This window comes from Ideonella livida (assembly GCF_010499455.1).
Lineage (GTDB): Bacteria > Pseudomonadota > Gammaproteobacteria > Burkholderiales > Burkholderiaceae_C > Ideonella > Ideonella livida.
In genome coordinates this window covers 18,184-32,321 of record NZ_JAAGOH010000027.1, presented here as the reverse complement: position 1 = coordinate 32,321, position 14,138 = coordinate 18,184, and the positions used below count along the sequence as shown (strand labels likewise).

The 14,138-nt window shown below is 67.9% G+C and carries 13 protein-coding genes; 4 read left to right on the top strand and 9 right to left on the bottom strand.

Annotated features, from left to right (window positions below; translation table 11 throughout):
- Positions 1-238 precede the first annotated feature (238 nt).
- The gene (locus G3A44_RS24160; RefSeq protein ID WP_163459129.1) at positions 239-3,304 is read left to right on the top strand and encodes a S8 family peptidase; all 3,066 of its coding nucleotides are present in this window, start codon (positions 239-241) and stop codon (positions 3,302-3,304) included.
- Positions 3,305-3,568: 264 nt separating this feature from the next.
- Here the strand turns inward: G3A44_RS24160 and G3A44_RS17935 are convergent, their stop codons facing one another.
- Positions 3,569-4,180 (bottom strand): RNA pyrophosphohydrolase, encoded by a 612-nt coding sequence (locus G3A44_RS17935; RefSeq protein WP_163459128.1) that lies wholly within the window; start codon positions 4,178-4,180, stop codon positions 3,569-3,571.
- A 101-nt stretch (positions 4,181-4,281) separates the two neighbouring features.
- Between G3A44_RS17935 and G3A44_RS17930 the strand changes: the two genes are divergently transcribed.
- A complete protein-coding gene (locus G3A44_RS17930; RefSeq protein ID WP_163459127.1) occupies positions 4,282-6,027 on the top strand; it encodes a proline--tRNA ligase in 1,746 nt (581 codons plus the stop codon).
- A complete protein-coding gene (locus tag G3A44_RS17925) occupies positions 6,024-6,668 on the top strand; it encodes a lytic transglycosylase domain-containing protein (protein WP_163459126.1) in 645 nt (214 codons plus the stop codon). The genes G3A44_RS17930 and G3A44_RS17925 overlap by 4 nt, the downstream gene beginning before the upstream one ends.
- 60 nt (positions 6,669-6,728) lie before the next feature.
- Here the strand turns inward: G3A44_RS17925 and G3A44_RS17920 are convergent, their stop codons facing one another.
- The 6 genes from G3A44_RS17920 to hemA form a co-directional block, all read right to left on the bottom strand.
- A complete protein-coding gene (locus tag G3A44_RS17920; protein ID WP_163459125.1) occupies positions 6,729-7,301 on the bottom strand; it encodes a UbiX family flavin prenyltransferase in 573 nt (190 codons plus the stop codon).
- A 19-nt stretch (positions 7,302-7,320) separates the two neighbouring features.
- Positions 7,321-7,632: a Grx4 family monothiol glutaredoxin gene (gene grxD, locus G3A44_RS17915; protein WP_163459124.1), complete on the bottom strand. Its 312-nt coding sequence runs from the start codon at positions 7,630-7,632 to the stop codon at positions 7,321-7,323.
- Positions 7,633-7,763: 131 nt separating this feature from the next.
- Positions 7,764-8,351, bottom strand: coding sequence for a hypothetical protein (locus tag G3A44_RS17910; protein ID WP_163459123.1), 588 nt, complete (start codon positions 8,349-8,351; stop codon positions 7,764-7,766).
- A 166-nt stretch (positions 8,352-8,517) separates the two neighbouring features.
- A complete protein-coding gene (gene prmC / locus G3A44_RS17905) occupies positions 8,518-9,372 on the bottom strand; it encodes a peptide chain release factor N(5)-glutamine methyltransferase (protein WP_375138677.1) in 855 nt (284 codons plus the stop codon).
- Positions 9,366-10,448: a peptide chain release factor 1 gene (gene prfA, locus G3A44_RS17900; RefSeq protein ID WP_163459122.1), complete on the bottom strand. Its 1,083-nt coding sequence runs from the start codon at positions 10,446-10,448 to the stop codon at positions 9,366-9,368. The genes prmC and prfA overlap by 7 nt, the downstream gene beginning before the upstream one ends.
- A gap of 117 nt (positions 10,449-10,565) precedes the next feature.
- Entirely contained in the window at positions 10,566-11,876 is a 1,311-nt protein-coding gene (hemA, locus tag G3A44_RS17895; RefSeq protein WP_163459121.1) for a glutamyl-tRNA reductase, read from the bottom strand.
- Positions 11,877-12,003: 127 nt separating this feature from the next.
- On the opposite strand from hemA, the gene G3A44_RS17890 reads away from it, so the two are divergent.
- The gene (locus G3A44_RS17890) at positions 12,004-12,279 is read left to right on the top strand and encodes a hypothetical protein (RefSeq protein ID WP_163459120.1); all 276 of its coding nucleotides are present in this window, start codon (positions 12,004-12,006) and stop codon (positions 12,277-12,279) included.
- A 49-nt stretch (positions 12,280-12,328) separates the two neighbouring features.
- Here the strand turns inward: G3A44_RS17890 and miaB are convergent, their stop codons facing one another.
- Complete coding sequence (gene miaB / locus G3A44_RS17885) at positions 12,329-13,675, bottom strand: tRNA (N6-isopentenyl adenosine(37)-C2)-methylthiotransferase MiaB (protein ID WP_163459119.1); 1,347 nt, start codon at positions 13,673-13,675, stop codon at positions 12,329-12,331.
- Positions 13,672-14,127, bottom strand: coding sequence for a hypothetical protein (locus tag G3A44_RS17880; protein WP_163459118.1), 456 nt, complete (start codon positions 14,125-14,127; stop codon positions 13,672-13,674). The genes miaB and G3A44_RS17880 overlap by 4 nt, the downstream gene beginning before the upstream one ends.
- Positions 14,128-14,138 lie beyond the last annotated feature (11 nt).

Genomic DNA, 14,138 nt, shown 5'->3' with positions numbered 1-14,138 from the left:
CAAGCCGGCCTTGTGCCGGCTTTTTTGTGGCTGCAGCCAGACAGGTTTTTTCCTGTTTGACGGCTCCGTGTCAACCCTCTCCCTAGATCGGGGGAGGTGTCGCCCGCAACTCCTCCACGCTTCTGGGCAACTGTTAACGTCAGTTTCGCACTGTGACGTGCATGTGCTCTGGCTTGTGGTGTCCTATCCGGACCGAGTCGGCCCGGGCACCGGACTTCCCCAACCCAGGAGTACGAACTTGAGCTTGAATCGCCTGCGAATCGGGCACGCCTTGTGGCTGGCGTGTCTTTCTGGCGTGGCGGCGGCTGCCCCCTCGGCCCGCACCTACATCGTCCAGTTCAACAGTCCCCCGGCCGCCTCCTACGACGGCAGCATTCCCGGTTTGGCGGCCACCCGTGTCGCCCCGGGTGCGCAACTTGACGCCCGTCAGGCCTCCGTCAAGGCCTACCGTGCGCATCTGCGTGGCGAGCGCCAGAAGGCGCTGGCCAGCCTGGGAGCGGGAGTCAAGGTGCTGCACCAGTACGACTTGGTGCTCAATGGCGTGGCGGTCAAGCTCACCGAGGCGCAGGCCCGACAGCTCAAGGCCAACCGCTTGGTGCGTGCCGTGGTGCCCGATGAGGCCCGGCAGGCCCTGACCGTCTCCACCCCGAAGTTCCTGGGGCTGGATGCGCCGGGTGGACTGTGGTCGCAGAAGATCAACCGCCAGAAGATCCAGGGCGAGGACATCATCGTTGCTGTCATCGACAGTGGCGTGCAGCCGGAGAATCCGGCTTTCTATGATCAGGTCAACGACAAGGGCGTGCCCGTGCGCAGCGGTGGCACCCTGGCCTACGGCCCGCCGCCGGCCAAGTGGAGCGGCGCTTGCACCACCGGCCCGGGTTTTGCGGCCGACAGCTGCAACAACAAGCTGATTGGTGCCAAGGTGTTCAGCGCGGGCTTCCTGGCCCAGTCGCCCGCAAACGCCTTCGCCTACAACTTCTATGACGTGCCCCGTGACGAAGGTGGCCACGGCACCCATACCCTGTCCACCGCCGGCGGCAACGCCAAGGCGCCGGCCTACACCAGTGGCGGGGCCTACATCGGTGCCACATCGGGCATTGCGCCGCGGGCGCGCCTGGCCAGCTACAAGGCGCTGTTCGGGGTGATCCAGGACGGCTCGCTGTCGGGCTCCGGCTACAACTCTGACCTGGTGGCTGCGATTGACGCCGCGGTGGAAGACGGCGTGGACGTGCTGAACTACTCCATCAGCGGCTCCAAGACCAATCTGCTGGACCCGGTCGAAGTCGCCTTCCTCAACGCCAGCTTCGCGGGGGTGTTCGTCGCAGCCTCGGCCGGCAACAGCGGTCCGGGCAATGAAGTCGCGCATCCCAGCCCCTGGATCACCACGGTGGCGGCCTCCACCCATGACCGGGTCATGGTGGCCGATCTGAAGCTGGGCGATGGCGGTCTCTACACCGGTGCCTCTTTCAACGGCCGAGCCCTGGGCAGTGCGCCCATGGTGCTGTCTGTGGACGTGGCCGCTGCCGGCGCCAGCATCACGTCGGCCAACCTCTGTTTCCTGGGCAGCCTGGATCCCGTCAAGGCAGCAGGCAAGATTGTGGTGTGCGACCGTGGCACCAATGCCCGCACCGACAAGAGCGCCGAGGTTCAGCGTGTGGGCGGCGTGGGCATGGTGCTGATCAACCCGACGCCCAATAACGTGGTGGCGGATTTCCACAGCGTGCCCACGGTCCACCTGCCCAACACCACCCGAGATGCCATTCGCGGCTACGTGGCCGCTGGCAGCGGCACGGGTGGCATCGGCAAGGCCCGGCAGAGCACGGGCGCTGTGGCGCCGGTCATGGCCTCCTTCTCGTCGAGGGGCCCCAATCTGGCCGACAGCCATGTGATGAAGCCCGACATCACCGCGCCGGGCGTGGACATCATCGCCTCGGTGGCCTACACCCAGGGCTCCCAGGCCGAGCATGACGCCATCCTGGACGGCTCGATGGTCCCCTCGCCGGTGGTGGAGTCCCTGCAGGGCACGTCCATGTCCAGCCCCCACGTCGCCGGTCTGGCGGCGCTGCTCAAGCAGGCCCAACCCGGTTGGTCTCCGGCGGCCATCAAGTCCGCGCTGATGACCACGGCGGGCCCGGTGCGCCAGGCCGATGGCAGCGTGGATGGCAACCGTCATGGCTACGGGGCCGGGCATGTCAATCCGAACGGCGCGGTCGATCCGGGTCTGGTCTATGACATCGAGCCGGTGGACTACTACCGCTACCTGTGCGGCGCCGGCTGGCTCCCGTCCAGCCACGTGTTGTGCATGATGTGGGAGCCGCTGGACCCGAACGCCCTGAACCTGCCGTCCCTGACCGCCGAGGTGGTGAGCACCACCACACTCAAGCGCAGCGTCACCAATGTGGGCAAGACGACCGCCACCTACACCGCCTCCATCAGCCTGCCCGGCTACGAGGCAACGGTGACGCCGTCCACCCTCACCTTGGGCAAGGGCAAGACCGGGGATTTCACCGTCAAGCTCCGCAAGACTTCCGCCCCCTTGGGTGCGCCCGTCTTTGGTTCCCTGTCCTGGTCTGACGGTGTGCACCAGGTCGTCAGCCCCATCTCGGCCCGTGGGCTTGCGGTGGCTGCTCCCGCCTTCTTCACGGGGGATGTGGTCAAGGGTGAGGTGAAGTTCCCGGTGACCTACGGCTTTGCGGGCGAGACGCGCAGCGTCGTGGCGGGCATGAAGCCGGCCACCGTCCTGCCAGGTGTCGTGGCGCAGGGGGGCTTTGTCTGCCATGACGTGTCCGTGCCCTCGGGTGGCCTGGCCTTGCGTGCGGCGCTGTACGACAGCGACACCTCCGGCGCTGGCGCTGACGACCTGGACCTCTACCTGCTGGATGCGTCTGGCACGGTGATTCTGGCGCAAAGCGCGGGAGCGTCTTCGCAGGAGGCTGTCACCCTGTCCCTGCCCGCCGCGGGCAACTACTTGGCGTGCATCGACGGCTATGCGCCGGCAGGTGGTTCTGCGAACTACAAGCTGTCCACCTGGGTCCTGGGTGAGTCCGACACCAGCCGCACCTTGAGCGCCACGGGTCTGCCGACGACGGTGGCCGTGGGTGACAAGGCCCGGGTGGGACTGGCGTGGCGTGGCCTGCGCGACGGCCAGCGTTACCTGGGTGGTGTGCGCTATGACCAGCCCGACGGCACGGCGGCAGGGGTGACCCTGCTGGCGGTGGAACCCGGCGCGGCGTCCACCGTGCTGCGCCAAGGCGATGTCATGGCCCACAAGACCGCGCGCCTGAAGGCCCTGCGCGCCCGCTGAGCGGATGGTCGGCGCCGACCCGTGGGGCGGGTCCCCGCTGGCGGCGGCCGCCCACCCGAAGCCGGCGAGTCGAATGACCCAAGGCCGCCGCCTCGCGAGAGGCGGCGGCCTTTTTGCCGGGTAACTAGGCTCATGCGGCGCCCGAACGTCGCGCGCCGATCGGCACGCTGGGCGCACCGCACGGGTCGGGTTGGAGGGGCAAGACCACCCCGGGCGTAGCCAGGGTGCGTGTGCCCGCCGCCGCCATGGCGGCGCGCTGGGCCGTCAGGACGCGGTGCGGTCCCGGTCTTCTCGCGCCGGGTCGGCTGGCGGCAAAGCGTCCAACTCGCCGTGGTCGCTGCGCGGGCCGTGGCCGTACAGGCCACCGCGCATGCTGCTGCGCAGGAACCGGTTGTGGTGGTTCAATCGCGGCAGAAACCGGGCCAACTCGCTCAGCGCGGACTGATAGACGCCGCGTTTGAACTCGATGACCACATCCAGCGGCACCCAGTAGTCGTTCCAACGCCAAGCGTCGAACTCCGGGTGGTTGGTGGCTCGCAGATTCATGTCGCTGTCGCGGCCCATCAGCCGCAGCAGGAACCAGATCTGTTTCTGGCCCTTGTAATGGCCACGGGCATCCTTGCGGATGAAATGCTCGGGCACTTCATAGCGCAGCCAGTCCCGTGTCCTGGCCAGGATCTCGACATGCACGGGCAGCAGGCCGATCTCCTCTTGCAGCTCACGGTACATCGCCTGCTCGGGCGATTCCCCATGCTTGATGCCCCCTTGCGGGAACTGCCATGAATGGGTACGCAGCCGCTTGCCCCAGAACACCTGGTTGCGGCCGTTGAGCAGGATGATGCCGACGTTGGGCCTGTAGCCTTCCCGGTCGAGCATAATCGAACCCCAAATTCTGAACTGAAATCAATATAGCACCGGGTGTCCCTGGTCGGCAGGTTGTCGCAAACCCTGTAAGGGTCCCGGGCGGTCCACGTCCCATGAAAGCCTCCCAGTTCTTCATTTCCACCCTCAAGGAAGCCCCCGCCGACGCCGAGGTGGTCAGCCACAAGCTGATGATGCGCGCCGGGATGATCAAGCGCCTGGGCGCTGGCATCTACAACTACATGCCCATGGGCCTGCGGGTGATCCGCAAGGTTGAGCGCATCATCCGCGAGGAGATGGAGCGCGCGGGGGCCGTGGAGCTGTTGATGCCGGTGGTGCAGCCGGCCGAGCTCTGGCAGGAAACGGGCCGCTTCGACAAGATGGGCCCCGAGCTGATGCGCGTGAAGGATCGCCATGACCGCGACTTCATCATCCAGCCCACCTCCGAAGAGGTGGTGACGGACATCGCGCGCCAAGAGCTGCGCAGCTACAAGCAGCTGCCCAAGAACTTCTATCACATCCAGACCAAGTTCCGCGACGAGCGCCGCCCACGCTTTGGCGTGATGCGCGGGCGGGAGTTCACGATGAAGGATGCCTATTCCTTCGACCGTGACCCTGCAGGTGCCGCCAAGAGCTACGAGGCCATGTTCGCGGCCTACAAGCGCATCTTCGACCGATTCGGTCTGACCTACCGCGCCGTGGCCGCCGACACCGGCGCCATCGGCGGCGACCTCAGCCATGAGTTCCAGGTCATCGCCAAGACCGGCGAGGACGCGATCATCTACTGCCCCACCAGCGACTACGCCGCCAACATCGAGCTGGCCGAAGCGCTGGCCCCGGCCACGCCACGTGCCGAGCCCACCCAGCCGCTGGCCAAGACGCTGACGCCGGGCAAGAGCACCTGCGCGGATGTCGCCGAGTTTCTCGGCTTGCCGCTGACCCGTTCGCTCAAGAGCCTGGTGCTGGCCACCGACACGCTGGACGATCAGGGCCACCCGGTCGGTTCCACCGTGTGGTTGCTGCTGCTGCGCGGCGACCACGAGATGAACGAGGTCAAGGTGGGCAAGGTGCCGGGCCTCAAGGAAGGGTTCCGCTTTGCCACCCTTGCCGAAATCGACGAGCACTTTGGCTGCAAGCCGGGCTACCTGGGGCCGCTGGGCCTGAAGAAGCCCGTCAAGATCATCGCCGACCGCACGGTCGCGGCCATGAGCGACTTCTGCTGCGGCGCCAACGAGGCGGACTACCACCTGACCGGGGTCAACTGGGGCCGCGACCTGCCCGAGCCCGACCTGGTGGCCGATCTGCGCAACGTGGTGGAAGGGGACCCCTCGCCTGACGGCAAGGGCGTGCTGGCCATCGAGCGCGGGATCGAAGTGGGCCATGTGTTCTACCTGGGCACCAAGTACTCCAAGGCGATGAACGCCACCTTTCTGGACGAGACCGGCAAGCCGGCACTGATGGAGATGGGTTGCTACGGCATTGGCGTGACCCGGATCCTGGGTGCGGCCATCGAGCAGAACCACGACGCCCGCGGGATCATTTGGCCGGCGTCCATCGCCCCGTTCCAGGCGGTGGTGTGCCCGATCGGCATGGACCGTTCGGATGCGGTCAAGGAGGCAGCGGTGCGTCTTTACGAAGAGCTGTCGGCTGCCGGTGTCGATGTCCTGCTGGATGATCGCGGTGAACGTCCGGGCGCGATGTTCGCCGACTGGGAACTGGTGGGCGTGCCGGTGCGCGTGGTGGTGTCCGACCGTGGCCTCAAGGAGGGCCTGCTGGAAGTGCAGGGGCGTCGTGACGCTGAAGCCAGCAAGGTCGCGCTGGCGGAGGTCGGTGCCTTCGTGAAGGCGCGCCTGCAGGCATGAGCCTGCGCCTGGGCGACCCGGTACGGCCGGGCCGCCGCCTGCTGTTGACCCGGGGGCTGCTGCTGCCTCTGGGCGCCGGGGTGTGGGGCCCCGGCCCGGCATGGGCCGGTCGCCAAGCTGAAGAACCTTTGGCCGATGCGGTGCGCGGCGCCTTGTCTGCCGCGGTGGCGGGCGCGGCTCCTCCGCGTCCGGCGTTCGACCGCATCGAAGACCGCCTGCAGTACCTGCGCTGGCTGGGGGCGATGAGCGACCGCCTCAAGCGGCGCAAGTCGGAGGCCCAGACCCGCCAGGAATTTCTGGAGACGCTTTGGTATGAGTCCAAGCGGGCCGGCCTGGAGCCGGCACTGGTGCTGGGCTTGATCCAGGTCGAGAGCGGCTTTCGCAAATATGCGATCAGCTCGGCCGGTGCGCGGGGCTATATGCAGGTCATGCCGTTCTGGGCCCGGCTGATCGGCGACGGTGATCCGGCCAAGCTGTTCCACATGCAGACCAACCTGCGCTTTGGCTGCGTGATCCTGCGCCACTACCTGGACCGGGAACAGGGGGACCTGTTCATGGCCCTGGGCCGCTACAACGGCAGTCGAGGACGAGCCGAGTATCCCAACATGGTCTTCGGCGCCCGAAAGTCCTGGATCGCCTGAGCCTGGAAGTTCAAGGCCGCGCCGGTGGCGTGCAGGCCGGTGAACGGGATCGTCAAAAGTTCACAGGCCCTGCCAGGCGCGCGGCCTGGCCGTCTCGATACCGGCCAGCTGCAGGGCGCGCTCGGCGGTCTCGTTGACGAGTTCCTGGATCGAGGCCGGCCGGTGGTAGAACGCCGGCAGCGGCGGGAAGATGATGCCACCCATTTCGGTGACGGCTACCATATTGCGCAAATGCGCCAGGTTCAGGGGGGTCTCCCGCACCATCAGCACGAGGCGACGTCGTTCCTTGAGTGTGACGTCCGCCGCCCGGGTCAGCAGGTTGTCGCCCAAGCCCATGGCAATCGCGGCCAGCGACTTGACGGTGCACGGCGCCACGATCATGGCACGGGTGGCGTGGCTGCCGCTGGCGATGCAGGCCCCGACCTGACCGATGCCATGGTGCTCGTCGGCCAGCGCGATCAGGGCGTCCTTGTCTAGGTCCAGCTCATGGTGCACGTTGAGCCAGCCCGACGGTGTGACCACAAGGTGCACGTACCAATCCAGCTCGCGCAGCCGCTGCAGCAACCGCAAGGCATAAGCGGCTCCGGAAGCACCGGTGATGCCGACGATGACCGCCGGCCTGGAGCTGGACATGGGCGGTCCCGTCCTGCGCTCAGGCGGTGAACAGCTGCTGCAGTTCGCCGGACTGGAACATCTCCATCATGATGTCCGAGCCGCCGATGAATTCGCCATTGATGTAGAGCTGCGGGATGGTCGGCCAGTTGGCGTATTCCTTGATGCCCTGGCGGATGGCCTCATCCTCCAGCACGTTCACCGTGGTGAGCTCCTTCACGCCGCAGGCCTTGAGGATCTGCACGGCGCGGCCGGAAAAGCCGCACATGGGGAACTGGGCGCTGCCCTTCATGAACAGGACCACCTTGTGGCCCTTGACGAGTTGGTCAATGCGTTGCTGGACGTCGCTCATGGCGCGTGGACTCCACAGAAGTGATCACAGAAAAGAATGCACGCGATTGTGCCAACGCTGGCAGCCGGTGGCTGGAGACGCGGCGCAAGCACCTTGCCCATCACGGGCTATGGGTGGAGGGCAGGTTGCGGTCAGAACGCGTAGGAGAGGTTCACCTGCAGCAGTGGGGTGAACAGCCACGGCCGCCGGCTGTCCTCACCACCGGCCTCACCCAAACGAACCTTGGGCAGCCCCATGCGCCAGGGGCTGCCGGAGAGCGTTCCGGCCAGTCCCAGGTCTGCGCTCAGGCCCAGCTGGTTGCGGGCCGACCACATCGTGTAGCCCAGACCCAGAAAGCCTGCTGTGGTGTGTTCCTGCGCCTCTCCTGTGCCAACCCAACTGCCAGCGCTGCTGCTGAGCAGCCAGGGCTGGCGGCCGAAGGCGCTGGGGGCCAGGCTCAGTCCGTTGCGGCTGCCGACCCACAGTGTGCTGGTGGCCCGCAAAGCGCCGCGGTCGCTCCAGCGGCCAAAGCGGAAATAGCGGTCACCCGAGAGCTTCAGGCCTTGGGCGTACTCGGCCGCCGGCGCGACGGCCCCCAAGGGCAACAGCACGCCCAAGCGGGCTTGCCACTGAGGCAGCGGGTCCACTGCATCGGGCAGGGCCAGGCCTTGCTCTGCGCACGCCCACTGCGCCATGGCCAGGCCGAGTGCGACGGCCAGCGTGCGGGGGGCGTGATTCATGGCGTGGCTCCTCAGGCTGCGGGGCGGCGCCTGTGCAGACAGGCCCCTGATGCCGGTGGATCCTACGCTCCGCGCGGTCTGGCGGGCAGGTGAAAAACAGGGAAATCAGTGGGCCAATTGGTGGCCAGATGTGACAAGTGTCCGCGCGACACCCCGGCCCGTCGCGTCAGGCCCGCGCCGGGCGTCGCCCCCCGGTGCAGCGCCACCGGCCGCCCAGGTCCTGGCGTGATTGCACCTCTTCCAGTCCGTGGGCCACCAGCAGCGCGGCCACCGCCTCGTGCTGGTCCCAACCATGCTCCAGCAGCAGCCAACCCCCGGGCGTCAGGTGCGACACGGCGCCAGCCGCCAGGGCGCGCACGCCGTCCAGGCCGTCGCCTTCCGGGGTGAGCGCCAACCGCGGCTCATGGTGCAGCGCCGCCAGGTGCGGATCGTCTGCAGCGATGTAGGGCGGGTTGCTGACCACCAGTTCGAAGCGCTCGCCGTGCCACGGCTGCCACCATGCGCCCTGGCGCCAGTCCACCGTCAAGCCCAGCCGCTGGCCATTGCCTTGGGCGACGGCCAGGGCGGCGGGGCTCAGGTCGGATGCGCACACCTGCCGCTGTGGACGGCTGGCCTTGAGGGCCAGGGCGACGGCCCCGCTGCCTGTGCCCAGGTCCAGCACGGGTAAGGCGCTGCCTTCGGCATCGGCGGGCAGCAGGGCCAGGGCCCAGTCCACCAGCGTCTCCGTGTCCGGGCGCGGCACCAGCACGGCGGGGCTGACCTGGAGGGTCAGGCCATGAAATTCCTGCTCACCCACCACATAGGCCAAGGGTTCGCCCGCCTGAAGCCGGGCCAGGGCCTGGCGTGTCCGCCCGGCCTGCTCCGCAGGCAGGGGCTCCTGGTCATGTGCGACCAGCCAGGCTCGGGTGCGGCCGCTGGTATGTTCGAGCAAGCGCCGGCATTCCCAGGCGGGCAGGCCCCGTTCCTGGCCTTCGCGCAGCAGTTGCGCGGGGCTGTCGCTGAGGGGCAGCGGGCTCACAATCCGGCCTCCAGATCCGCCAGTTGAGCCTGTGCCCGTGCCGCCCGCAAGGCCTCGACCACGTCGTCCAGGTCGCCCTCCATGACCTGGCCCAGCTTGTAGAGGGTGAGGTTGATGCGGTGGTCCGTCAGCCGGCCCTGCGGAAAGTTGTAGGTGCGAATGCGGTCGGACCGGTCGCCGCTGCCCACCAAGGCTTTGCGGGTGGCCGCCTCCCTGGCCCGCTGTTCGCCCTGTTCCTTGTCACGCAGCCGGGCCAGCAGCACGGCCATGGCCTTGGCCTTGTTGCGGTGCTGGGAGCGGTCGTCCTGGCACTCGGCCACCAGGCCGGTGGGCAGGTGGGTGATGCGGATGGCGCTGTCGGTCTTGTTGATGTGCTGGCCCCCTGCGCCGCTGGCACGGAAGGTGTCGATCCGCAGTTCCGCCGGGTTGAGGGTGATCGCCTCGGCTTCATCGGGCTCGGCCAGCACCGCCACGGTGCATGCGCTGGTGTGGATGCGGCCCTGCGACTCCGTGGCCGGCACGCGCTGGACCCGGTGGCCGCCGGATTCGAAGCGCAACTGGCCATAGGCCCCCGTGCCTTCAAAGCGCAGCACGATCTCCTTGTAACCTCCCAGTTCCGAGGCATGCTCGCTGAGCACTTCGCTGCGCCAACCTTGGCGATCGGCATGTCGCAGGTACATGCGGGCCAGGTCTGCCGCGAAGAGTGCGGACTCGTCACCGCCGGCGCCGGCGCGGATCTCCAAGAAGGCCGGTCGCTCGTCGTCCGGGTCCCGGGGCAGCAGGGCCCACTGGATGTCCTGCTGTGTGCGGATCAGGTCTGCCTGGGCCTGCTCGATTTCCTCGCGCCCCAGTTCGGCCAGGGCGGGGTCGTCCAGGCATTCACGGGCGGCGATCAGGTCGGCTTCGCGCTGCTCGTAGTGGCGCAACAGGTCCACCAGCCGCTGGGCATCGGCCTGCTCGCGTGAGAGCTGCCGCCAGCGGGCGATGTCCCGGGTGATGTGGGGATCCGCGAGGATGGTCTCCAGCTCGGCAAGCCGGAGGGACAGGCGTTGGAGCCGTTGCCGAAGGGAGTCCTTCATGCGCGTGGGGGAGGCGGAGGGGGCGGACCGGCAGCCTGAGGCTGCAGGGGGAGGGGCGACAGCGCGGGCGGGGCCGCGTGAGGGGTGTCTGCGGGCGTCAGGCGGCGCCAGGCGCCGCTAGGCGTCCTTGCCCCGCTCCTGGGCAGGGTCGCGGGAGGTTTGGCGCAGGAACAGCCGGGAGACCGTTTCCGCCAGGTGGAGCCGTTGCTCGCCTTCGCTGGCGTGCAGCTCGGCCAGCGCGCCGTGCAGCATCTTCTGGGTCAGGCCACGGCTCAGCGCCTCCAGCACGGCCTCCACGTCCTGTCCCTTGGCCAGCAGCCGGCGGGCCCGGCTGATCTCGGTCTGGCGCCAGTCGTCGGCCTGCTGATGCAGGGCCTGGATGAGGGGTACGCTGGCCCGCTGGTCCAGCCAGTGGGAAAAGCTCTGCACGCCGGCGTCGATGATCGCCTCGGCCTGGGCCACAGCGGCCTGCCGCTTCTCGGTGGCGGTCTGCACCAGCGAGGTCAGGTCGTCCACGGTGTAGAGGTAGACGTCGGACAGCCGTGCCACTTCGGGCTCGATGTCCCGAGGCACGGCGAGGTCGACCATGAACATGGGACGATGACGGCGCGCCCGCAGCGCCCGCTCGACCGCGCCCAACCCGATGATGGGCAGGCTGCTGGCGGTGCAGGACACCACGGCATCAAATTCGTGCAGCCGCTCTGGCAGGTCGGCCAGCCGCAGGGCTTGCGCGCCGAAACGGCTGGCAAGCTTCTCGCCCCGCTCCAGCGTGCGGTTGGCCACGGCCATCATTCGCGGCTCACGTGCCGCGAAGTGGGTGGCCACCAGTTCGATCATTTCGCCTGCGCCCACGAAGAGCACCCGGATGTCGCGCAGGTCCTCGAAAAGCTGGGCCGCCAGCCGTACCGAGGCGGCTGCCATGCTGATGGAGTGGGTGCCGATCTCGGTGGAGGTCCGGACCTCCTTGGCCACCGAAAAGGAGCGCTGGAACAGCTGATGCAGGGTGGTGCCCAAGGTGCCTGCCTCGTCGGCACCACGCACGGCCTGCTTCATCTGGCCCAGGATCTGGGGCTCGCCCAGGACCATGGAGTCCAGGCCGGAAGCCACGCGGAAGGCATGCCGCGCGGCCTCGCGGTTCTCGAGCACGTAGGTGTGCGAGCTGAGCGCACCGGCTTCCACCCCCCCCTGCGCCGCCAGCCAGTCCACGGCCGGGCGGATGATCTCGCGGGCCTTCAGGCCATGGCCTGCGGCCACGTAGAGCTCGGTGCGATTGCAGGTTGAAAGGATGGCCGCCTCTGGCAGGGCCTGACCCAGATGGGCGCGCAGGGCACGCAGGGCTTCAGGCAGCTGCGTGGGCGCAAACGCGAACCGACCGCGCAGGTCCAGTGGCGCGGAATGGTGGTTCAGGCCCAGCGCAAAGCAGCTCATGGTCTCGGATTATAAAATTTCAAGCCGTGCAGGCCAAAGTCTGCCGAAGGACATTTCCTCGGCGGGTGGCCTGATTTCTTGATGGGGATCAAGCTCTCGAGCGGGGCAGCGTCCCGGGGCGTTGAGCATGGATCCTGTCGTGGCCTTCTGGCATGTGGTCAATGGGCTGATGCCCGGTGTGGGCGTGGCCGTATGGGCCGTGCTGCTGGCCAAGGCCGTGTGGCGCCGCCGGCTGGCGTCCGTGGCTTGGCGGCACCTGCTGGCTTGGACGGTTGGGGCGGGCGTGCTTGCCCAGTTGTCGGGGCTGGTGGTGATGGGGCGCGATGGCACCATGGCGGGCTATGGCCTGCTCGCGTTGGCCGTGGCCGCGGCCCTGTGGTGGGCCGGCCTGCGGGGCCGCTGAATCGCGGGCGCAGGCGTCGCGCACGGGTGGTTGCGATCGGGCGATCGGCTCAGGCGGACTGGGCGACGGTGTCGCGCAGCGGCAGCTCGCCGCGCAGGGAGTGGGGCAGGGCTGAGGCAATGTGGATGTCCACCATCTGGCCGATCAGCCGCGCAGAGCCCGCGAAGTTGACGATCCGGTTGCACTCCGTGCGACCCATGAGCTCCTCGGCGTTGCGGCGGGACGGGCCTTCCACCAAGATGCGCTGCAGGGTGCCCACGCGGGACTGGCCGATCGCCCGCACGTTCTCCTCCAGGCGGGCCTGCAGGGTCTGCAGGCGCTGCAGCTTGACCTCGTGCGGGGTGTCGTCCTGCAGGTTGGCTGCCGGGGTGCCCGGGCGCGGGCTGTAGATGAAGCTGAACGAGGCGTCGAAGCCCACGTCGTCAACCAGCCGCATCAGCTTGTCGAAGTCTTCCTGCGTCTCACCGGGGAAGCCCACGATGAAATCCGAGGACAGGCTGATACCCGGCCGCACGGCCTTGAGCTTGCGGATGGTGCTCTTGTACTCCAGCGCGGTGTAGCCGCGCTTCATGGCCATGAGGATCCGGTCGGCGCCGTGCTGGACCGGCAGGTGCAGGTGGTTCACCAGCTGCGGAATCTTGCCGTAGGCGTCGATCAGGCGCTGGGTGAACTCGTTGGGGTGGCTGGTGGTGTAGCGGATGCGCTCGATGCCCGGGATCTCGGCCACATATTCCAGCAGCAGGGCGAAGTCGGCGATCTCGCCGCTCTGCCCCATGGTCCCGCGGTAGGCGTTGACGTTCTGGCCCAGCAGGTTCACTTCCTTGACGCCCTGGTCGGCCAGGCCGGCGATCTCGGTGAGCACGTCCTCGAACGGGCGCGACACCTCGTCGCCTCGGGTGTAGGGCACGACACAGTAGGTGCAGTACTTGGAGCAGCCTTCCATGATGGAGACGAAGGCTGAGGCGCCCTCCACCCGGGCGGGTGGCAGGTGGTCGAACTTCTCGATCTCAGGGAAGCTGATGTCGACCTGCGGGCGGCGCTGGGTCTGGCGCTGCTCGATCATCTGCGGCAGCCGGTGCAGGGTCTGGGGGCCGAAGACCAGGTCCACATACGGCGCACGCTCGATGATGGCGGCGCCCTCCTGGCTGGCCACGCAGCCGCCCACACCGATCAGCACGCCTTTCTTCTTGAGGTGCTTGACGCGGCCCAGGTCGGAAAACACCTTCTCGGCGGCCTTCTCCCGCACCGAGCAGGTGTTGAACAGCACCAAGTCCGCCTGGTCCACGTCCTGGGTCAGCTCGTACCCCTCGGCCGCCTGCAGGACGTCCCGCATCTTGTCCGAGTCGTATTCGTTCATCTGGCAGCCAAAGGTGCGGATGAAGACTTTCTTGCTCATGGCCGGGTCCAGGTCTGCGTCGAAGGGTTGAAGGTCCAGGTCTGGGCCTGCTCCAGGGTGCTGGGCCAGGGCAGGTTGGCGATCTCCTCAGCGCGAAGCAGCCACACATCCCGCAACTGGCCGGTGATGTCCAGCGTGTAGTGGATCGTCCGCTTCTGGCCGGTGAGGGTGCCCGCCGGCACGTACTGGTTGAGTTCGTTGCGAACCCTGGCCCCCGGCGACAAGGTGAGCGCCTGCTTGGCCAGCGTCACCTGCGGCGGCGTGCCGAACACGGCCTCCGCCCGCAGGGCGTCCCGGGGGAACTGGCGCCCGGGGTACTGCGCCAAGGCCAGAGCCGGCACCAGGGCCAGGCTGGCGGCCAGCAGGCCTAGGCGTTGGAGGGGAGGCGTCGCCGCACAGCAGGGCATGGTGTTGATCCAGAGGCTGTGGAGAAATGCAAAACGGCCCGACATGGTGGTGTGCG